Origin of the sequence: Streptomyces sp. BV286, assembly GCF_019090165.1 — a bacterium.
Classification (GTDB): domain Bacteria; phylum Actinomycetota; class Actinomycetes; order Streptomycetales; family Streptomycetaceae; genus Streptomyces.
The window spans coordinates 43,023-63,418 of the sequence record NZ_JAHRIB010000029.1 but is presented as its reverse complement, the minus strand read 5'-3'; the positions used below and the strand labels follow the sequence as shown (position 1 = coordinate 63,418).

Here is a 20,396-nt window from a genome sequence, read left to right as displayed (position 1 = left end):
ACATCGGCCGCGGGGTGTGCGGTCCCGATCGGCCGAAGGATGAGGAGCCGGTGCAGTCAGGGCAGAGAGCGCCGGTTCCTCGATCCGCCTTCCTGTGCGGGGAAGGCGGAGGCTTGGTCGTTCAGCTGGCTTGATCGTGCAGTTGCGTTCTCAAGCGTCGCGTAAGCATTGTGGACTAGACCACTGTGAGTGTCCATGCGTTGACGGATGTTTGTTGTTGTCTCTCAATCCAACAACTCACGTCCTACATCCACCACGCAGCCTAACCCCGAGCGGTTCACGGGCGGGGCCAGATTCGCATCGCGAGTTCGGCGAGCGCCTCCAGTTCCTCCTTGGTGGCACCGTCGCGCGCCTGCTGGGACATGCCCTGGATCATGGCGCCGGCATGGCGGGCCAGGGCTGCCGCGTCCGTGTCCGGGGGCAGCTCACCCGCGTCGGCACCGGCCCGTACGCGGTGCTCCACGGCGGCGATGTCCGCCCTGCGCCGGTCCCGCAGGGAGGCCTCCACCTCGGGGGTGGTGCAGTTGGTCGCGGCGTGGAGGACCAGGCAGCCGGGCGGGCGGCCGGGCTCGGTGAACTCTGCCGCGGCCTCGCGCAGCATCCGCTCCACCGCGGCGCGGGCCGTCCGCTCCTCGGCGAGAGCGCGGTCGCGGAACGCGCCGTACCGGGCGCCGTACGCGTCCACGACCTCCCCGAAGAGGGAGCGCTTGTCGCCGAAGGCGGCGTAGAGACTGGGGACGCCGATGCCCATGACCTCGGCGAGGCCGGCGACGGAGGTCGCCTCGTAGCCGTGCTCCCAGAAGGCGAGGATCGCCTTCTCCAGTGCGGTCTCGCGGTCGAAGGAACGGGGGCGGCCGCGCGGCCTGGGGACCGGCCCGGCGGTGCCCGTGACGTCCTGGCTGCTCACCATGCGGCGCATTCTAGAGCGGGCGACAGGGAAAACGGCGGGCGGAAGGAGCAGCCGGGCAGCGGTGACCGGGAAGGAGCGTTCTGCTAGATTGGTCTATACCACATATGCAGGTGAGTTCCCTCTCAGAACGGCAGGCCCAGCGTGGAAGTTGTCATCGTTCCGGACGCCAAGGCGGGTGGCGAGCTCATTGCCGAGGCCATGGCGGAGTTGATCCGGCGCAAGCCCGACGCCCTGCTCGGGGTGGCCACCGGTTCGACCCCCCTGCCCATCTACCAGGCGCTGGCGGCGAAGGTGGGCTCCGGGGCAGTGGACGCCTCGCGGACCCGGGTCGCACAGCTCGACGAGTACGTGGGGCTGCCGGCCGAGCATCCCGAGTCGTACCGGTCCGTGCTGCGGCGCGAGGTGCTGGAGCCGCTCGGGATCGGCATGGCGGCGTTCATGGGGCCCGACGGGACCGCCGAGGACGTACGCGCCGCGTGCGAGGCGTACGACAAGGCGCTCGGCGACGCGGGCGGGGTCGATCTCCAGTTGCTCGGGATCGGCACCGACGGGCACATCGGGTTCAACGAACCGTGCTCCTCGCTCGCCTCCCGTACCCGGATCAAGACGCTGACCGAGCAGACACGGGTCGACAACGCCCGGTTCTTCGAGGGCGACATCGAGCAGGTGCCGCACCACGTGATCACCCAGGGGATCGGGACGATCCTGGAGGCCCGGCACCTGGTGCTCCTCGCCACCGGTGAGGGCAAGGCCGACGCCGTGGCGGCGACCGTCGAGGGCCCCGTCGCGGCGGTGTGCCCGGCCTCCGCGCTCCAGTTGCACCCGCACGCCACGGTCGTGGTGGACGAGGCTGCCGCCTCCAAGCTGAAGCTGGCGGACTACTTCCGGCACACGTACTCCAACAAGCCTGCCTGGCAGGGGATCTAGCGGTTCTCGGAGGTACGTGGAAGGCGCCGGGCTCCCCCCGTGGGAGTCCGGCGCCTTTCGTTCGGCGGTGCTGCCGCCTGGTCGGTGGTCGAGTGCGGGCCCGGGGGGGGCTGGTCGCGCAGTTCCCCGCGCCTCTGAAAGCAGTTGGTTGCCGCAGCCCCTGGAAACCCGTTCCCCGCGCTCCCGCGGGCCCGGCGCCCCGTGAACGCGGCGGGTCACAGGGCCGTGATGGCCTCCGCCGCTGCGAGGCCGCACACCCGGGCCGCGCCGTGCGTGGCGATGTGGAGGGCGCCCCGGGGCGGAGCCTGCGGTACGCCCATCTCGACCACGACCGTGTCCGGCCGGGCGGTGACCAGCACGTCGAGCGCCTCGGCCATCCAGCCGTGCCGGTGGACGTCGCGCACGACGGCGACCACCCGGCTCGGCCCGGCGGCCGCGAGCGCCTCGGCCCCGGCCCCCTCCCCCGAGAAGCTCCCGGTCTCCGTGCCCGGCAGCCTGCGGCGCAGCTCGGCGCCGACGCCCCAGGGGGTCTCGTCCCCGACGGCGATGTTGGCGACGGGGGTGAGGGCCGCGACGTACGGCGCCCCGGTGAGCGGCGCGCAGTGCGGACCGCGGGTGACGGTCAGCGCGCGGCGGGCCGCCACCAGACCGATCCCGGGGTCGAGTTCGTCGGCGGCGGATGCCGGCCCCGCGGCGGCCGAGGCGGTCCAGGACGCCAGGTCCCGTACCCGGGCCGCCGCGTCCGCCAGCCGTTCCTCGGCGAGTTCGCCCGAGCGGACCGCCATGACCAGCGCGTCCCGCAGTCGCAGGACCGTCGCGTCGTCCGCGAGCCCGCCACCCACGCAGATGGCGTCGGCGCCCGCGGCGATCGCGAGGACGCTGCCCCGTTCGATGCCGTAGGTCGCGGAGATGGCCCGCATCTCCATACCGTCGGTGACGATCAGCCCGTCGTAGCCGAGTTCCTCGCGCAGCAGCCCGGTGAGGACGCGGCGGGAGAGGGTCGCGGGGTGGGCCGGGTCGAGGGCGGGTACCAGGATGTGCGCGCTCATCACGGCGCGGGTGCCGGCCTCGATGGCCGCGCGGAACGGGGCCAGCTCCCGCGACTGCAGGACCGACAGCTCCGCGTCGATGCGCGGCAACGCGTGATGGGAGTCGACCGCGGTGTCGCCGTGCCCCGGGAAGTGCTTGGTGCAGGCGGCGACATGGGCGGACTGGAGCCCGCGGACGTACGCGGCGGTGTGCCGGGCGACCAGGGCCGTGTCGGCGCCGAAGGACCTTACGCCGATGACGGGGTTGTCGGGGTTGGAGTTGATGTCCGCGGACGGTGCCCAGTTGAGGTTCACCCCGCAGGCGGCCAGCCGGCGGCCCAGCTCGTGGGCCACGGCCTCGGTCAGCGTCACGTCGTCGACCGCGCCCAGCGCGTGGTTGCCGGGGAACGACGAGCCCGTCCGCACCTCCAGGCGCGTGACATCACCGCCCTCCTCGTCGATGGCGACCAGTACGTCGCCCCGCTCCGCGCGCAACTGGGCGGTCAGGGAGGCGAGTTGGGCGGGTGAGGCGATGTTGCGGCCGAAGAGGCCGACGGAGGCGAGGCCCTCACCGAGCCGCCGCAGCAGCCAGGAGGGGGCGGAGGTCCCGGTGAAGCCGGGCTGCAGGACGGCAAGGGCGTCGCGGGTCAGCGTGTCCGTGCCGGAGACGATGGTGGTCATCGGGTGGCGTTATCCCTTCACCGCGCCGGAGGTGAGTCCGCTGACGGCCTTGCGCTGGAGGAAGACGAAGAGGACCAGGATCGGGATGGCGAAGAGCGAGGCCGCGGCCATGGTGGCCCCCCAGTCGTCGCCGAACGTCGTCTGGAAGCTGGAGAGCCACAGGGGGAGCGTCTGCTTCTCGGCGTCCTTGTTGAGGATCAGGACGAGCGGGAACTCGTTCCACGCGGTGATGAAGCCGAAGAGGGAGGTGGCCATCAGTCCGGGGGCGAGCAGCGGGAAGATGACCTTCACGAAGGCCTGCCTGCGGGTGCAGCCGTCCACCATCGCCGACTCCTCCAGCTCCTTCGGCACGGCGGCGACGTACCCGCGCAGCGTCAGGACGGTGAAGGGCAGCACCATGATCATGTAGAAGAGGGTGAGCGGGACGAGGCTGTTGAGCAGGTCGGCGTCGCGCACGATCATGTAGATCGCGATGACCATGACCTCCCACGGCGCCATTTGCGCGATCATGAAGGTCAGAAGGAAGCCGCGACGGCCCTTGAACCGCATGCGGGCCAGCGCGAAGGACGCGAGCAGCGCGATGATGAGGGAGAAGGCCACCGCGAGGACGGTCACCGTCAGGGAGTTGCCGACCAGCGTCCAGAAGTGGTCGGCGTCCAGGGCCCGTCGGAAGTGGTCGAGCGTGATGTCGGTCGGCACGAAGACCGGGTCGTCCGCGATGATGTCGCCGGTCGGCTTCAGCGCGGTCGCGAACATCCAGTAGACGGGGAACGCGAAGACGACGAAGAGGGCGAGGGCCGCCGCGTTGGGCCAGATCCGGGACACCGCGGAAGAGACGGGGCGCTTCACAGCTCGTCCTCCTCTTGCTTGAGAACGGTTCGCAGGTAGTAGGCCGTCAGGCCGAGCAGGATGAGGATCGTCAGGAACGAGATCGCCGCGCCCATCCCGTAGTGCTGGTTGCCGGGGCCTTCGACGAACGCGTAGATCGGCAGGGTCTCGGTGAGCCGGTCGGGTCCGCCCATGTTCATCGCGAAGATCTGCGGGAAGGCCTTGAAGACCCAGATGACCTCCAGGAAGGTCGTCGCCCACAGGAACGGCCGCAGGAACGGGAAGGTCACGTGGGTGAAGCTCTTCCACACCCCGGCCCCGTCGATGGAGGCGGCCTCGTACAGCTCCTTCGGGATGGTGGTCGTGGCGGCGTACAGGTTGATCGCCACGAACGGGATGGACTGCCAGACGATCACCAGGGTGATCACGGAGAAGGTGGAGAGCTGGGAGCCGAACCAGTTGTAGTCGGCCATCGACGTCCAGCCCGCCTTGGCGAGCAGCCAGTTGACGACGCCGAAGCGCTGGGCGAACAGCCACTGGTAGACGGTGGTCGCGGCGATCACGGGCATCGCCCAGGCCAGCACCACACCGAGCAGCAGCACCAACCGCATGCGCTTGCCGAGCCGGGCGAGGAGCAGGCCGACGAGGGTGCCGAGCACCATGATGAGGACGACGTTCACGGTGGTGAAGACGACCGTGCGCTGGACGACCTTCCAGAAGTCCGCGCTGCCGAGGACCTCTTTGTAGTTGTCGCCGCCGTTCCACTCGGTGAGGTGCAGGATCAGCTGGCGCGGGTTGAGGTTCTGGAACGACAGCATGCCGTTCTTGACCAGCGGCCAGCCGAGCAGCACCGCGGTGACGAGCAGCGCGGGCACCAGGAGCAGGTAGGGGGCGGACGCACCGCCGCGCCTCCTGGCCGTGGCCGGGCCCGTGTCGTCGGCGGGTGGGGGTACGTCGGTCCTACGGGCACCGGGCGCCGCGGCCGTGCCTGTGTCCGTGCGTTCTGTCTGCACTGACATGCTCGCCATCTCTTCCACCGTCAGGAGTCACAGGTCGTTCGACGCGCCGGGGGCGGGCGGGCCGCCCCCGGCGGGCGCTCAACTGCTCTGCGCGAGACGCTTGTTGATCTCGGACTCGACCTGCTTGGCGGCGTCGGCGGGCGACTTCCCCTTGAGGACCGCGGTCATGTAGGCCTTGATCGGGTTCGGGTCGTTCTCCACGGCGGCCCACTCGGGGATCAGCGGCGTGGTGCCTCCGCCGGCCGCGGCCGGGGCGGCCGCCTCGGCCGCGCCGTTGCCCGCGAGGTTGGACTGCAGCGACTCCTTGTTCGGGATGACGCCGTTCTCCTTGGCGAGCGCGCCCTCGAACTTGTCGGACAGGGCCACCTTGAGGAACTCCTTGGCGAGCTCCTGCTTCTTGCTGCCCGCCGCGACCGCGAAGTTGGAGCCGCCGAGGAAGACGCCCTCCGGCTTGTCGGCCGTCTCACCGGGGATGGTGAAGTAGCCGATGTCCTTCTCGATCTTCTTGTTGGCGGCGATGGCCGTGCCGGCCTCCCAGCCCATGCCGACGAAGGCGCCGACGTTGCCCTTGGCGAACACCTCGGCCTGCTGCGGGGTCGCCTCGTCCTTGTCCTTGGGGGCCTTGGAGAAGGCCTGATACTTCTTGTAGATCTCCATGGCCTTGCCGACCTTCGGGTCCGCGAGGTTGGAGACGTACTTGTCGCCGTCCTTCTTCACCAGGTCGGCGCCCTGGCCGATGGTCAGGCCGTCGAAGAAGTACCAGTTCTGGCCGGGCAGGTAGATCGGCTCGGCGTCGGTCTTCTTGTCGATGGCCTTCAGGTCCGCGAAGAACTCCTCGCGGGTCTTCGGGGTGTCCTTGATGCCGGCGTCGGCCCAGACCTTCTTGTTGTAGATGACGACGCGGTTGGCGAAGTACCAGGGAGCCGCGTACTGCTTGCCGTCGAACACCGAGGACGCGTTGAGGGCCTCGGTCCAGTCGGCGCCGATCTCCGCCTTGAGGTCCGCCAGGTCGGCGAGACCGCCGGTGGCCGCGTAGGCGGGCGTCTGGGTGTTGCCGACCTCCAGGACGTCCGGCGGGCTGTCCTCGGAGAGCGCGGTGGTGATCTTCTGCTGGATGCCGTTCCACTGCTGGGTCTCGAACTTCAGCTTGGCGCCGGTCTTCTTCTCGAAGGCGGCCGTGACGTCCTTGGTCCAGCCGGGCGGCGTGGAGCCGTCCATGGCCCAGACGGTCAGGGTCTGGCCCTTGAAACCGTCGGCCCCCGTCTTGTCACCACTGTCACCGTCGTCGCCGCCACAGGCCGCGACCGACATCAACATGCCCGCGACACCGACGGCCGCGATGAGCTTGCGCTTCACGTCATCCTCCTCAGGGATGCCAGCAACCCCCCTGCCCACCGTGTGACTTACGACGAGTACTGCCCGTGGGGCTGGGACCTGGTCCTCAATGGTTTAGACCAGTACGGGGAGCTTGGCCTAGACCTAGAGGGGTGTCAAGGGTCGAAAAGCCGCTCCAGGCCGTCCGTTACGCGACCTACATATGAAGGGACCTTTCACTACAGGGGCGACAGAACGGGCGCGCCCGTGCGCAGGCCGCGGCCGGTGTTCCCGGCGCACCCGCTCTCGCGGTGGACTAGACCAAAAGGGACCCCGACGGTATATAGAGGGGATCACGCAGCGTGCGGGAGGACACTCGCGCGGTTGGGCGTGCCACGATGTGAGCCGTGGCCGACGCGCACGTCGGCCGCATCGGCACCCGGAGCCGGGAAGGCAGAGTATGAGCACCGACGTCAGCAGTGCGGAGAACGAGGGTGGGGCCCCCATCCGTACCGCGCGCGTGCCCAAGTACTACCGCCTGAAGAAGCACCTGCTCGACATGACGGACACGCTGCCGCCGGGCACGCCGGTGCCGCCCGAGCGCACGCTCGCCGCCGAGTTCGACACCTCACGCACGACCGTGCGCCAGGCCCTCCAGGAACTGGTCGTCGAGGGCCGCCTCGAACGCATCCAGGGCAAGGGCACCTTCGTCGCCAAGCCGAAGGTCTCCCAGGCGCTCCAACTCACCTCGTACACCGAGGACATGAGGGCGCAGGGGCTGGAGCCCACCTCGCAGCTCCTGGACATCGGCTACATCACCGCCGACGACACCCTCGCCGAGCTTCTCGACATCACCGCCGGCGGGCGCGTCCTGCGCATCGAGCGGCTCCGGCTCGCGAGCGGTGAGCCGATGGCCATCGAGACGACGCACCTGTCCGCGAAGCGCTTTCCCGCGCTGCGGAGGTCGCTCGTCAAGTACACGTCCCTCTACACGGCGCTGGCCGAGGTGTACGACGTGCATCTCGCCGAGGCCGAGGAGACGATCGAGACGTCCCTGGCCACGCCCCGGGAGGCCGGGCTGCTCGGGACCGACGTGGGCCTGCCGATGCTGATGCTGTCCCGGCACTCGCTGGACAAGGACGAGCAGCCGGTGGAGTGGGTGCGGTCGGTGTACCGGGGGGACCGGTACAAGTTCGTCGCACGGCTCAAGCGGCCCACGGAGTAGGTCCGCGGGGGGTGTGCCGGGGGGTGTGCGGGCGGCTGCGCGCGGATCGTCGGGGGGAGGATCCGCGGCAGGGCATCCGCCGTGGTCCGGCATCCGATCCGGCGGTGGGCGCTACGCGATCTCCGTTATGCGGACGGGGGGTTCCATAAAGCAAAGCCGTCCCTTAGATTTCCTGCGCGTCGCACAGGTGATCAGCGAGGGGACGGAGCCGTCATATGCCGGACACACCGGACGCGCCGAGAGCGCCCGAGGAAATACCGCCGGTGGTGACACCGGTCCGTGTGGTGATCGCCCTCTGCCTGATCGCGCCGTTCGTGGCGATGCTCTGGGTGGGGTCGTACGCGAAGGTCGATCCCACCTTCATCGGCATCCCGTTCTTCTACTGGTACCAGATGCTGTGGGTGTTCGTCTCGACCGCCCTCACGATGGTCGCGTACCAGCTGTGGAACCGTGACCAGCGCGCCCGCAGGTCCCGGAAGGGGGGCGCGTCCGCATGAACGACGGCGTGAACGGCGTGGCACTCGCCGTCTTCATCTTCTTCTTCCTGGCCGTCACGGTCATGGGCTTCCTGGCCTCGCGCTGGCGCCGGGCCGAGAACGACAGCCTGGACGAATGGGGCCTGGGCGGACGGTCGTTCGGCACCTGGGTCACGTGGTTCCTGCTCGGCGGTGACCTCTACACCGCGTACACCTTCGTGGCGGTCCCGGCGGCGATCTACGCGGCGGGCGCGGCCGGCTTCTTCGCCGTCCCGTACACGATCCTCGTCTACCCGCTGATCTTCACCTTCCTCCCCCGCCTCTGGTCGGTGTCGCACAAGCACGGGTACGTGACGACGTCGGACTTCGTGCGCGGGCGCTTCGGCTCGAAGGGGCTGTCGCTCGCGGTGGCGGTGACCGGCATCCTCGCGACGATGCCGTACATCGCGCTCCAACTGGTCGGCATCCAGGCCGTCCTGGACGTGATGGGCGTCGGCGGCGGGGAGGACACCAACTGGTTCGTCAAGGACCTGCCGCTGCTCATCGCCTTCGGTGTGCTGGCCGCGTACACGTACTCGTCCGGCCTGCGCGCACCCGCCCTGATCGCGTTCGTCAAGGACACGCTGATCTACATAGTCATCGCGGTCGCGATCATCTACATCCCGATCAAGCTGGGCGGCTTCGACGAGATCTTCGCCAAGGCGGGTGAGGCGTACAGCCAGACCAACCCGGCGACGGGCGCGCCACGCGGGGCCCTGACCCCGAGCGAGGCCGGCCAGTGGACGTACGCGACGCTGGCCCTGGGCTCGGCGCTGGCGCTGTTCATGTACCCGCACTCGATCACGGCGACGCTGTCCAGCCGCAGCCGTGAGGTGATCCGGCGCAACACCACGATCCTGCCGCTGTACTCGCTGATGCTGGGGCTGCTCGCGCTGCTCGGGTTCATGGCGATCGCGGCCGGGATCAAGGTGCAGAACGGGCAGTTGGCGATCCCGCAGCTCTTCGAGACGATGTTCCCGGCCTGGTTCGCGGGTGTGGCGTTCGCGGCGATCGGTATCGGCGCGCTCGTACCGGCGGCGATCATGTCCATCGCGGCGGCGAACCTCTTCACCCGCAACATCTACAAGGACTTCATCAAGCCCGACGCGACGCCCGCCCAGGAGACCAAGGTCTCCAAGCTGGTCTCGCTGCTGGTGAAGGTGGGCGCGCTGGCCTTCGTCCTCACCATGGACAAGACCGTGGCGATCAACTTCCAGCTGCTGGGCGGGATCTGGATCCTGCAGACCTTCCCGGCGCTGGTCGGCGGTCTGTTCACCCGGTGGTTCCACCGGTGGGCGCTGCTCGCGGGCTGGGCGGTCGGCATGCTGTACGGCACGGTCGCGGCGTACGGGGTGGCCTCTCCGACCCAGAAGCACTTCGGTGGTTCGGCCAAGGAGATCCCCGGAATCGGCGAGATCGGGTACATCGGCCTGACGGCGTTCGTCCTGAACGTGGTCGTGACGGTCGTCCTGACCTTCGTGCTGAGGGCCTTCAAGGCCCCCGACGGCGTCGACGAGACGTCGCCGGAGGACTACACGGCGGACGCCGGCGACAAGGGCGTCCAGGTGGAGCTGCCGCCGGCCACGGCCGGGGCGGGGCACTAGCCCGAGGGGCGGCCGGGGGTGTTCTCGCCCCCGGTCGCCCCTGCCCGACTCCTCCTCCGGGCCCAGGGCCCGGACCCCGCTCCCCGGGTGCCGGAGGGGCGGAGCGGCGGAGGGGCGGAAAATCCGGGAGCCGCCGTCGCCCTCCTCGGGCACACTGCGGGGCATGGACATCGCGATCAGGCGGGCGGAGCCCGGGGAGTACACGGCGCTGGGAGAGATCACCGCGCAGGCCTATCTCGGGGACGGGCTGCTCGACTTCGGGGAGAGCGACGAGTATCTCGGCGAGCTGCGGAACGTCGCGAAGCGCGCCGCCGCGGCCGACGTGCTGGTGGCCGTGGACTCCAAGTCCTCCGGGGGCAGGGTCCTCGGCGGTGTGACCTTCGTGCCGTCCGGTGGGCCCATGGCCGAGGTCGCGCGCGAGGGCGAGGCCGAGATACGGATGCTGGCGGTCTCGAAGGAGGCCCGAGGACGGGGCGTGGGCACCTCCCTCGTCCGCGCGTGCATCGACCGCGCCCGGACCACGGAGGGCTGTTCGGGCATCGTGCTGTCCACCCAGCGCACCATGCACAGCGCCCACCGCATCTACGAGCGCCTCGGCTTCACCCGCGCCCCCGGCCGCGACTGGAACCCCGTCCCGCACCTGGACGACATCATGCTCCTCAGCTACGAGTTGACGCTCTGACACACTCCGCTGCACCCTCCGCAGCCACCACGACACAACATGTGGGGGTGCTTCCGGAGCCCGGCACAAGATGTATGCTCATGCTCGCTGTCGCCGCAGGGGAATCCGGTGCGAATCCGGAACTGTCCCGCAACGGTGTACTTGTACGCGCATGTCCGCATGCCGTCGTACAGGAGTCAGTCCGAGGACCTGCCGACAGCGCGCCCAGGCCGTCCGGCCCGGGTGCATGACGTCCGGGCCTCGCGGAGTGGGCCGGTGGACGCGGGGTACCGCTGCGCGGAGCCGATACCCCCGTGTGCCCCGAACCCCTCTCCCCGCAGGCCCCCGTGCCGAGCGAGGGAGAGCCCCACGTGACCATCGCGCCAGCCGATCCGGTTTCAGCGGAAGCGACACAGGACCAGCAGGACAGGGCCGCGGCCGACGGACCGGGAACCGCGTTGCTGCGGACCCTGACCGACTTCACCGCCGACCTCCCCGGCGCCGACCCCGGCAGGGTCGCCGCGGCGGCCCTGCGCGGCCGGTCCGCCGCCGCGGACGAGCCGGAGCTGCGCGAGCTCGCCACGGAGGCGGCCGCCGGTCTCATCTCCGAGGACCCGGTGTACTCGAAGCTGGCCGCCCGCCTGCTGACGGTCGGCATCGCCGAGGAGGCCGCCTCACAGGGCGTGCGCTCCTTCTCCGAGTCGGTCGCCGTCGGCCACCGCGAGGGCCTGATCGCCGACCGCACGGCCGAGTTCGTCCGCGTCCACGCGGCCCGTCTCGACGCGCTGATCGACGCCTCTTCCGCCGAGGGCGCCGACGACCGCTTCGGCTACTTCGGCCTGCGCACCCTCCACAGCCGGTACCTGCTGCGGCACCCGATCACCCGGTCCGTCGTCGAGACGCCCCAGCACTTCATGCTGCGGGTGGCGAGCGGTCTCGCCGAGGACGCCACGAGCCGCTCGGTGGACGAGGTCGCGGCGCTGTACGCCCTCATGAGCCGCCTCGACTACCTGCCCTCCTCCCCCACGCTCTTCAACTCCGGTACGCGGCACCCGCAGATGTCGTCCTGCTACCTCCTCGACTCCCCGCTGGACGAGCTGGACTCCATCTACGACCGCTACCACCAGGTGGCCCGCCTCTCGAAGCACGCGGGCGGCATCGGCCTCTCGTACTCCCGGGTCCGCTCCCGCGGTTCACTGATCCGCGGCACGAACGGGCACTCGAACGGCATCGTCCCGTTCCTGAAGACGCTCGACGCCTCGGTGGCCGCCGTGAACCAGGGTGGCCGGCGCAAGGGCGCGGCCGCGGTCTACCTGGAAACCTGGCACTCCGACATCGAGGAGTTCCTGGAACTGCGCGACAACACCGGTGAGGACGCCCGGCGCACGCACAACCTGAACCTCGCGCACTGGATCCCGGACGAGTTCATGCGCCGGGTGAACGAGGACCGTGTCTGGTCGCTGTTCTCGCCCTCGGACGTGCCCGAGCTGGTCGACCTGTGGGGCGAGGAGTTCGACGCCGCCTACCGCAAGGCCGAGGAGCAGGGTCTCGCCAAGAAGACCATTCCGGCCCGCGATCTGTACGGCCGCATGATGCGCACCCTCGCGCAGACCGGCAACGGCTGGATGACCTTCAAGGACGCCGCCAACCGCACGGCCAACCAGACGGCGCTGCCCGGCCACACGGTCCACTCCTCGAACCTGTGCACCGAGATCCTGGAGGTGACGGACGACGGGGAGACCGCGGTCTGCAACCTAGGCTCGGTCAACCTGGGCGCCTTCGTGGACGCGGACGCGCAGGACATCGACTGGGCGCGGCTCGACGCGACCGTCCGTACCGCCGTCACCTTCCTCGACCGGGTCGTCGACATCAACTTCTACCCGACCGAGCAGGCGGGCCGTTCCAACACGAAGTGGCGTCCGGTGGGCCTCGGCGCGATGGGCCTGCAGGACGTCTTCTTCAAGCTGCGGCTGCCGTTCGACTCCCCCCAGGCGCGCGCCCTGTCCACCCGGATCGCCGAGCGGATCATGCTCGCCTCGTACGAGGCGTCCGCCGACCTCGCCGAGCGCAACGGCCCGCTGCCCGCCTGGGAGAAGACCCGTACGGCCCGGGGGGTGCTGCACCCGGACCACTTCGACGTGGAGCTGAACTGGCCGGAGCGCTGGTCCGCGCTGCGGGAGCGGATCGCCTCGGTGGGCCTGCGCAACTCGCTGCTCCTCGCGATCGCCCCCACCGCGACCATCGCGTCCATCGCCGGGGTCTACGAGTGCATCGAGCCGCAGGTCTCCAACCTGTTCAAGCGCGAGACCCTGTCCGGCGAGTTCCTCCAGGTCAACTCCTACCTGGTGGCCGAGCTGAAGGAGCTCGGCGTGTGGGACGCGCAGACCCGGGAGGCGCTGCGCGAGTCGAACGGCTCGGTGCAGGGCTTCACCTGGGTCCCGCAGGACGTGCGCGACCTGTACCGCACGGCGTGGGAGATCCCCCAGCGCGGTCTGATCGACATGGCCGCCGCCCGGACGCCGTTCCTGGACCAGGCCCAGTCGCTGAACCTGTTCTTGGAGACGCCGACCATCGGCAAGCTCTCCTCGATGTACGCGTACGCCTGGAAGTCGGGCCTGAAGACGACGTACTACCTGCGCTCCCGCCCGGCCACCCGCATCGCCCGCGCCGCCCAGGCCCAGACCCGGACCGAGGCGCGGCCCGAGAAGACCATCCCCGTACAGCAGGCCGCCGACCCCGACGCCGTCGCCTGCTCCCTTGAGAACCCCGAGTCCTGCGAGGCCTGCCAGTAATGACCACCGCACCTGAGAAGACCGAGAAGAACCTTCTCGACCCGGGCTTCGAGCTGACCCTGCGCCCCATGCGCTACCCGGACTTCTACGAGCGCTACCGGGACGCGATCAAGAACACCTGGACCGTCGAGGAGGTCGACCTCCACTCGGACGTCGCCGACCTCGCGAAGCTCTCACCCGGCGAGCAGCACATGATCGGCCGGCTGGTCGCGTTCTTCGCGACGGGCGACTCGATCGTGTCGAACAACCTGGTGCTGACGCTCTACAAGCACATCAACTCCCCCGAGGCGCGGCTCTACCTGAGCCGCCAGCTCTTCGAGGAGGCCGTGCACGTCCAGTTCTATCTGACGCTGCTCGACACCTATCTGCCCGATCCGGCGGACCGGGCGGCGGCCTTCGACGCCGTCGAGAACATCCCGTCCATCCGCGAGAAGGCCGAGTTCTGCTTCAAGTGGATGGACTCGGTGGAGAAGCTGGACCGGCTGGAGACGAAGGCCGACCGCCGCCGCTTCCTGCTGAACCTCATCTGCTTCGCCGCGTGCATCGAGGGCCTGTTCTTCTACGGGGCCTTCGCGTACGTCTACTGGTTCCGCAGCCGGGGCCTGCTCCACGGACTCGCGACCGGCACCAACTGGGTGTTCCGCGACGAGACGATGCACATGAGCTTCGCCTTCGAGGTCGTGGACACGGTCCGCAAGGAGGAGCCGGAGCTCTTCGACGAGGAGCTCCGGCAGCAGGTGACCGACATGATGCGCGAGGCCGTCGAGGCCGAGCTGCAGTTCGGGCGCGACCTGTGCGGTGAGGGCCTGCCCGGCATGAACACCGAGTCGATGCGGCAGTACCTGGAGTGCGTGGCCGACCAGCGGCTGCAGCGCCTCGGCCTCGCCCCGGTGTACGGCTCCGAGAACCCCTTCTCGTTCATGGAGCTCCAGGGGGTTCAGGAGCTGACCAACTTCTTCGAGCGCCGCCCCTCGGCGTACCAGGTGGCGGTGGAGGGCTCGGTCGACCTCGACGAGGACTTCTGACCCTGCGAGCGGCCCTGTTCGGCCTCCCTGAGCTGACGGTCGATGCGCCGGTCGCGCACGACACCGATCACCGCGGGGAGGACGAGCAGGACGAGGATTCCGAGGACGGTGAGCATTCCGATCAGGCCTTCCAGCTGTGTCGTATTCATGGACACCACTGTTGCGCCGAATGCTCCTTACCGTGAGTGGCAGGACTGCCGTGCACCCTCGATTTCCTGCCAGATCGGGTGCACACTGGCAGCATGCTGACCAACGTGGCCGCCGTCCTCCTCGACGGCGTGCATCCCTTCGAACTCGGCGTCGTCTGTGAGGTCTTCGGCCTCGACCGCAGCGACGAGGGGCTGCCGGTGTACGACTTCGCGGTCGCCTCGGCCGAGGGGCCCGACCTCGGCACCCACGTCCCGGGGCTCACGGTCTCCACGCCGTACGGCCTCGACCGGCTCGACGAGGCCGACCTGGTCGTCGTGCCCGCCGGGAACACGTATGCCGTCCGCGGCTATCCGCCCGAACTGCTCACCGCGCTGCGCAAGGTGGTGGACCGGGGCTCCCGGGTGCTCAGCGTCTGCTCCGGGGTCTTCCTGCTCGGCGCGGCCGGGCTCCTCGACGGGCGGCGCTGCGCCGTGCACTGGCAGCACGTGGACGAGCTGAGCCGGCAGTATCCGCGGGCGATCGTCGAGCCGGACGTGCTCTACGTCGACGAGGACCCCGTGATCACCTCGGCGGGCACGGCCGCCGGCATCGACGCCTGCCTCCACATCGTCCGCAAGGAGCAGGGCCCCGAGGTCGCCAACACCATCGCACGCCGCATGGTGGTGCCTCCGCACCGCGACGGCGGCCAGGCCCAGTACATCGAGCGCCCGCTGCCGCGCTCCCAGTGCGACACCGTCGGCGAGGTGCTCGTCTGGATGGAGCGCCATCTCGGCGAGGAGGTGACCGTCGAGCAGCTCGCCGCTCGCGCGCACATGTCCCCGCGGACCTTCGCCCGCCGCTTCCAGCAGGAGACGGGCACCACCCCCTACCGCTGGCTGCTGAGGCAACGGGTGCTGCTGGCCCAGGAGTTGCTGGAGGCCACGGACGAGACGATGGACTTCATCGCGGACCGCACGGGGTTCGGGACCGCGGCCGCGCTGCGCCATCAGTTCGTGCGGTCGCTGGGGACGACGCCGAACGCCTACCGGCGCACGTTCAGGGGCCCGCAGGCCGCCTGAACGTGCGCCGCACGGTCACCGGGGCACGGCCTTCAGCAGCAGCCGGTGCGGCCGCAGCGTGATGCCGACCCGTGTCGTGTCGTTCGACCCGGACACCTGCTCCAGACGCCAGCGCGAGGCCACCGCGGCCGTGATGAGGCTGAGCTGGGCCATCGAGAAGTGGTCGCTCGGGCACTTCCTGTTGCCCACGCTGAACGGGCTCATCGCGTACTTCGGCACGTCCTTGGCCCGTTCCGGAAGCCAGCGGTCGGGGTCGAAGTCGAGATGCCCGTCGTACGAACGCGCGTCACGCTGTATCGCGTACGGACTGTAGACAATGTCGGCCCCGGCTGGAATGCGATACCCACCGAGTTCGGTTTCGGTCACGGCCCGGCGCGTCAATATCCAAACGGCGGGGCGCAGCCGCATGGCTTCGACGACGACATTGTTCGTGTGGGACAGCTTCTGCACGTCCGCGAATGCGACAGGACGGTCACCCGCGACCGATTCGACCTCTTCCCGCACACGGTCCGCGTGTTCCGGGTGTTCGGTGAGGACCTGCAAGAGCCACATGATCGTGGACGCGACGGTTTCGCTGCCGGGGGTGAGTATCGCGACCACCTGGTCGTGGATCTCCTGTTCCCCGATGGCATCGCCATTCTCGTCCTTCGCCTCCAGCAATGCCGTCAGCAAATCGTCCGGCTTTTGACCAGATGCCCGGCGTTCGGCGACGATCTCGTCGACCAGGAGGTGCAAATCGGCCAGCGCGCGGTCGAATTTGCGATTGGCCGGAAGCGGCAGCCTGTAGAGCGGCCCGGCCGGGATCACCATGCGGCGGTACATGCCGCGGAACACGGTGGCGAGCGCGATGCTCAGCCGCTCGGCCCGCTCGTCCATGAAGTCGCCGCGCAGCAGACAGCGGGCGGCGATCCGCACGGCGACCCGGAACGACTCCGAGGTGCAGTCGATCGTCGCGCCGGACCCCAGGCGCTCCGCGAGGGCGTGCGCCTCCTCCTCCATGATCGGCCCGTACTCGGGGATGACGTCGAGCCGGAACGCGGGCTGGATGGTCCGCCGCTGGCGCCGGTGGCGCTGCCCGTTGGCCGTCGCCACTCCCTCCTTGCCGAGCAGGCCTTCCAGGGACTCCCAGAGCGGTCCGGCGATCTTGAAGTCGGGGCTCAGCGCCATCGCTCCGGTGAGGGCGGGCGACGTGAGCGCGTACACCGTTTTGGGGCCCAGCCTGAGCCGGACGACCTCGCCGTGGGCGCGTAGCCGGGCGAAGAAGCTCAGTGGGTCACGGGCCAGTTTCCAGCCGTGGCCGAGGCCTGGGACACCGCCCCCGGCGAGGGGCGGGATGGTCGGTTCTGCCGCTCGGGGTGCAGCGGGCCGCACGGACTCGACGGTCATTTCTCACCTGCCGCTTCGTTGTTGACGTACGGGGGTGTGGAGCGGTCGTCCCAGCTGTCGACCATGTACCGGCCCGACTCGTGGTGGAACCAGTACACGGAGCTGAACCAGTTCCGCATATTGAACAGACACGTCCGCACGGCAGTCGCCAATTCAGCGCCCCGCACGGACCCGTTGTCGATCCTTTCCGCGTACCTCAGTACCTTCTGTTCGACGTCGAGGAATTCAGTGATGCATTCCTCGACCCGGCGCCTGACTTCCTTGACCGCTTCTTCGAGTCGCATTCCTTCGTGATGAATGAGACTGATGCCGAGATTGTGGACCTCGTCACCCGCGATTTCCTTGGGAAGCGAACACAGGTCGTTGTACCAGGCGGCGAAATCCTGGCACAGCAGAGCGGCCCGCTGATAGTCGGAATTCTCCCGGACGATGTCGGGCAGCTCGTACTCCGCGCTCGGCTCCAGCAGGTCGAGCCAGATCCAGTGTGCGAAGGTCATCCGCCGCAGTTCGAGATATTCCTCGACGGTCGGGACGATTCCCGACGTACGGTTGTGGAATTCCCGGTCGTACGCCTCGATGACGTCGTGGAAGTGGGCGGCGAACCGCGCGTTCCACCCTTCCCCGAGGAACGAGTACAGCCGCAGCACGCTGTCCGCGAACCCCGCCACCAGGGGATCCTGGTGGTGCAGGTGCTCTCGCGGGGAGTCGAGTGCCGTGTGCAGCCGCAGCCTCAGCAGCTCCCACGCCTGGGGCCGGCCGTGGATGACGTCGCGGTCGTGGCGGTCGTCCCAGACGAAGAACCACGCGCTGTAGTCCGCTATCGCCTGGAGGACCTCGTCGGGCGCGCCAATGTAGTAGCCCGCCATGAGGTCCGTGTAGCAAAGCCCGTCGGCATATGCCTCGACCTTGTCCGCCGACATGAGGCGCTTTTCCAGGAGCCATGCCCTGGTCTTCCCCTGGAGCTCGGGCCAATACGGATGGAGTTGACGGGGAAACTCGGTCTCGATCACCGGGAGAGAGAGCGCCGGTGGAACGAGGGCCGAGGTGTGCGTCGTTGTGGTGCTCTGTGAGAAAGCAGGCACGAACAAACCCCTCTCAGCCGCCTGTTGGCGACACGCCCCTCCCGCTGTGCCGGGCGTGCGCCGTTGCGTATCCCCGCACTTCCCATTCAGCACCACAACTGACCGTTCTGGGAACGGATTTGCTTCGCTCACTACCCCACCGTGCCGAGAATCTCCCCTTGTGTGACTGAATATGGATCATTACGGACGCACAAGGGATCGAACGTGCGACGCACAGACGAACGGCACCTGGTCGGAGGGTGATCCGTCCAGGCGCCGCGGTGGCGGGACGCTCACGCCCCGGTTGTCGTTCTCTGTCTCAGTCGTTCTCAGTCGTTCTCAGTCGTTCGCACCGGTTCTCCGGCCGTGGCGGCGGTTGTTCAGTCGTTCGCGACGACCGGGTACCGCGGCTCGTTCTCGGCCATCTGTCGCAGCGCGTCCTTGCGTTCGCGCTTGGAGAGGCGGTCGATGTACAGGTACCCGTACAGGTGGTCCGTCTCGTGCTGCAGGCAGCGCGCGAAGTAGCCCGTCCCGCGCACCTTGATCGGGTTGCCCTTCTCGTCCCGCCCGGTGACCTCGGCGTAGTCGGGCCGGGCCAGCGGCGCGTACGCGGTCGGCACCGACAGGCAGCCCTCGTTGCTCTCGTCCAGCTGGCGCCGCTCGGCGGGCAGTTCGACGAGCACGGGGTTGCAGATGACGCCCGTGTGCCGCTTGCCCTCGTCGTCGGGGCAGTCGTAGACGAAGACCTTGAGGTCGACACCGATCTGGTTGGCGGCCAGGCCCACGCCCTCGGCGGTGTGCTGGCTGGCGAACATGTCGTCGACCAGCGCGGCGAGGTCGTCGCCGAAGTCCGTGACGTCCTTGCACTCCTTGTGCAGCACCGGATTCCCGACGACCGTGATGGGCCGGGAGGTGCCGCGCTCGCGGTAGGCCGCCTCGCGCTCCTCCGGGTTCTCGGTGTCGATGACGAAACCGTCGTCGTCCACGGGGAGCACGCCCACGTGCTGCTGATCGGTGTCCTGCTGCGCCATGACCGACGTATGCCTTCCTCGGAAAAACGGGGGGGTTGTGATGCTGATATAGGGTACGGGGCCGCCTCCTGGCAGGGGCGCGGGGAACCGCGGACCGGCCGCCGGACCGGCCGCGGACCGGTCTCAGCCGGGCAACCGGTCCTCGTACCCCCTAACAGACCTCTTCCAGATCCCGCCAGTCCCGGGAGTCGGGGCTGTCGGCGACCCATCCGTCCAGCAGTCCCCTGACCAGGGACGCGGGCGCCGCGAGGCCGCACTCGCGCTCCGGCACCCACAGCTGCCCGTCGGTACGGTGCCCGAGAGGGCCGGGATGCCCCGGCTCGCTGTGGTCGTGCGGGTCGAGGTGCTCGCCGTCGCCCTCGTCGGACGGCATCCGGGACTCGGAGCACATCCGGCACAGCAGCCGTACGGACGACGACCAGTCCTCGGCGGCGAAGCCCGCGTCGGCCGCGAGCCGCTCCAGGGCGTCACGGTCGTCCTCGGTCTCGGCCTCCAGGAGCACGACCCAGGTGGGCACCGGCGAGGGCGCCCACAGCTCGATCTCGTCGAAGACGGGATAGGAGTGTCCCGCGGCGGTCGTCCGCTCCCCGTGGGGCACCCCGTCGTGCAGCACGACCTCGCCCCAGCGCCGTCCGGACGACGGCAGCGGGATGGAGAGGACCTCGATGCGGGCGGGGTCGAGCCGCCGTCCCCACACGACCTCGGCCTCGCCCTCGGGCGACAGCCGTACGGCCGCGCTGCCGAGGTCCATGCCGACCGGCTCACCGGTGCCGAAGGCGCCCGCGCCGGCTTTGGGCCGGGAGGGGCTGCCGGGCACCCGCAGGCCGTACGCCTGCCAGGCCCGCCGGGCCAGCGGCCAGTCCTGGAGGGCGGTCGCCGCGATGCCCACGTTCCACCAGTCGGGGGCCCCGGTCTCCCGGTCGAGCAGGGCCACGGCCCTCAGCCCGGCCGCCCGCGCCTGTTCCCAGTCGTGCCGGAACTTGTGCAGCAGCGCCAGGTTGAACCAGGACTCGGACAGCCAGGGCTCCAGGTCCGCGGCGCGCGTCAGCAGCGCCCCCGCGTCCTCGTACCGGCCGTCGCCGATCAGTGTGAACGCGCGGTCGGTGGCCTGCCGCCATGAGGCGGAGGGCCGGTGCCGTCCCTTGCCGAAGATCCTCACGATTCCCGCCTGCCAGTTCGTT

Annotated in this window: 18 protein-coding genes and 1 riboswitch; of the genes, 8 read left to right on the top strand and 10 right to left on the bottom strand. The window is 69.4% G+C overall.

Annotation, left to right across the window (positions count from 1 at the left end):
- Positions 1 to 277: 277 nt before the first annotated feature.
- The gene (locus KUF83_RS04350) at positions 278 to 910 is read right to left on the bottom strand and encodes a TetR/AcrR family transcriptional regulator (protein ID WP_217453186.1); all 633 of its coding nucleotides are present in this window, start codon (positions 908 to 910) and stop codon (positions 278 to 280) included.
- A 141-nt stretch (positions 911 to 1,051) separates the two neighbouring features.
- On the opposite strand from KUF83_RS04350, the gene nagB reads away from it, so the two are divergent.
- Positions 1,052 to 1,837: a glucosamine-6-phosphate deaminase gene (gene nagB / locus KUF83_RS04345; RefSeq protein WP_217453185.1), complete on the top strand. Its 786-nt coding sequence runs from the start codon at positions 1,052 to 1,054 to the stop codon at positions 1,835 to 1,837.
- A gap of 215 nt (positions 1,838 to 2,052) precedes the next feature.
- On the opposite strand, the gene KUF83_RS04340 is transcribed toward nagB, so the two are convergent.
- The 4 genes from KUF83_RS04340 to KUF83_RS04325 form a co-directional block, all read right to left on the bottom strand.
- Entirely contained in the window at positions 2,053 to 3,546 is a 1,494-nt protein-coding gene (locus KUF83_RS04340) for a glycoside hydrolase family 3 protein (RefSeq protein WP_217453184.1), read from the bottom strand.
- A gap of 9 nt (positions 3,547 to 3,555) precedes the next feature.
- Positions 3,556 to 4,395: a carbohydrate ABC transporter permease gene (locus KUF83_RS04335; RefSeq protein WP_217453183.1), complete on the bottom strand. Its 840-nt coding sequence runs from the start codon at positions 4,393 to 4,395 to the stop codon at positions 3,556 to 3,558.
- Entirely contained in the window at positions 4,392 to 5,393 is a 1,002-nt protein-coding gene (locus KUF83_RS04330; protein ID WP_217453182.1) for a carbohydrate ABC transporter permease, read from the bottom strand. Before KUF83_RS04330 ends, KUF83_RS04335 begins: the two co-directional genes overlap by 4 nt.
- Positions 5,394 to 5,471: 78 nt before the next feature.
- Complete coding sequence (locus tag KUF83_RS04325; protein WP_217453181.1) at positions 5,472 to 6,749, bottom strand: extracellular solute-binding protein; 1,278 nt, start codon at positions 6,747 to 6,749, stop codon at positions 5,472 to 5,474.
- A gap of 418 nt (positions 6,750 to 7,167) precedes the next feature.
- Between KUF83_RS04325 and KUF83_RS04320 the strand changes: the two genes are divergently transcribed.
- The 6 genes from KUF83_RS04320 (at position 7,168) to KUF83_RS04295 (ending at position 14,529) form a co-directional block, all read left to right on the top strand.
- Positions 7,168 to 7,932: a GntR family transcriptional regulator gene (locus KUF83_RS04320; protein WP_217453180.1), complete on the top strand. Its 765-nt coding sequence runs from the start codon at positions 7,168 to 7,170 to the stop codon at positions 7,930 to 7,932.
- A gap of 215 nt (positions 7,933 to 8,147) precedes the next feature.
- Positions 8,148 to 8,429: a DUF3311 domain-containing protein gene (locus tag KUF83_RS04315; RefSeq protein ID WP_217453179.1), complete on the top strand. Its 282-nt coding sequence runs from the start codon at positions 8,148 to 8,150 to the stop codon at positions 8,427 to 8,429.
- On the top strand, positions 8,426 to 10,051 hold the full coding sequence (gene mctP, locus KUF83_RS04310; RefSeq protein WP_217453178.1) for a monocarboxylate uptake permease MctP: 1,626 nt from the start codon (positions 8,426 to 8,428) through the stop codon (positions 10,049 to 10,051). The genes KUF83_RS04315 and mctP overlap by 4 nt, the downstream gene beginning before the upstream one ends.
- Positions 10,052 to 10,214: 163 nt before the next feature.
- A complete protein-coding gene (locus KUF83_RS04305) occupies positions 10,215 to 10,733 on the top strand; it encodes a GNAT family N-acetyltransferase (RefSeq protein WP_217453177.1) in 519 nt (172 codons plus the stop codon).
- A gap of 99 nt (positions 10,734 to 10,832) precedes the next feature.
- A riboswitch (cobalamin riboswitch) is annotated at positions 10,833 to 10,923 on the top strand.
- A gap of 160 nt (positions 10,924 to 11,083) precedes the next feature.
- On the top strand, positions 11,084 to 13,504 hold the full coding sequence (locus KUF83_RS04300) for a ribonucleoside-diphosphate reductase subunit alpha (protein WP_308402906.1): 2,421 nt from the start codon (positions 11,084 to 11,086) through the stop codon (positions 13,502 to 13,504).
- Positions 13,504 to 14,529 carry a ribonucleotide-diphosphate reductase subunit beta gene (locus tag KUF83_RS04295; RefSeq protein ID WP_217453176.1) on the top strand — a complete coding sequence of 342 codons (1,026 nt, stop codon included), beginning with the start codon at positions 13,504 to 13,506 and terminating at the stop codon, positions 14,527 to 14,529. Before KUF83_RS04300 ends, KUF83_RS04295 begins: the two co-directional genes overlap by 1 nt.
- On the opposite strand, the gene KUF83_RS04290 is transcribed toward KUF83_RS04295, so the two are convergent.
- Entirely contained in the window at positions 14,442 to 14,678 is a 237-nt protein-coding gene (locus KUF83_RS04290; RefSeq protein ID WP_217453175.1) for a hypothetical protein, read from the bottom strand. The genes KUF83_RS04295 and KUF83_RS04290 overlap by 88 nt on opposite strands.
- Before the next feature lie 93 nt (positions 14,679 to 14,771).
- On the opposite strand from KUF83_RS04290, the gene KUF83_RS04285 reads away from it, so the two are divergent.
- On the top strand, positions 14,772 to 15,737 hold the full coding sequence (locus KUF83_RS04285; protein ID WP_217453174.1) for a helix-turn-helix domain-containing protein: 966 nt from the start codon (positions 14,772 to 14,774) through the stop codon (positions 15,735 to 15,737).
- Between the two features lie 15 nt (positions 15,738 to 15,752).
- Here KUF83_RS04285 and KUF83_RS04280 read toward each other — a convergent pair whose 3' ends face one another.
- The 4 genes from KUF83_RS04280 to KUF83_RS04265 all read right to left on the bottom strand — a co-directional run bounded on the left by KUF83_RS04280 (position 15,753) and on the right by KUF83_RS04265 (position 20,374).
- Positions 15,753 to 17,123, bottom strand: a complete 1,371-nt coding sequence (locus KUF83_RS04280; RefSeq protein WP_217453173.1) for a cytochrome P450 — start codon at positions 17,121 to 17,123, stop codon at positions 15,753 to 15,755.
- On the bottom strand, positions 17,120 to 18,205 hold the full coding sequence (gene cyc1, locus KUF83_RS04275) for an epi-isozizaene synthase (RefSeq protein ID WP_217453172.1): 1,086 nt from the start codon (positions 18,203 to 18,205) through the stop codon (positions 17,120 to 17,122). Before cyc1 ends, KUF83_RS04280 begins: the two co-directional genes overlap by 4 nt.
- Positions 18,206 to 18,564: 359 nt before the next feature.
- Positions 18,565 to 19,215 carry a peptide deformylase gene (gene def / locus KUF83_RS04270; RefSeq protein WP_217453171.1) on the bottom strand — a complete coding sequence of 217 codons (651 nt, stop codon included), beginning with the start codon at positions 19,213 to 19,215 and terminating at the stop codon, positions 18,565 to 18,567.
- 151 nt (positions 19,216 to 19,366) lie between these two features.
- Positions 19,367 to 20,374 (bottom strand): hypothetical protein, encoded by a 1,008-nt coding sequence (locus KUF83_RS04265; RefSeq protein ID WP_217453170.1) that lies wholly within the window; start codon positions 20,372 to 20,374, stop codon positions 19,367 to 19,369.
- Positions 20,375 to 20,396: the final 22 nt, after the last annotated feature.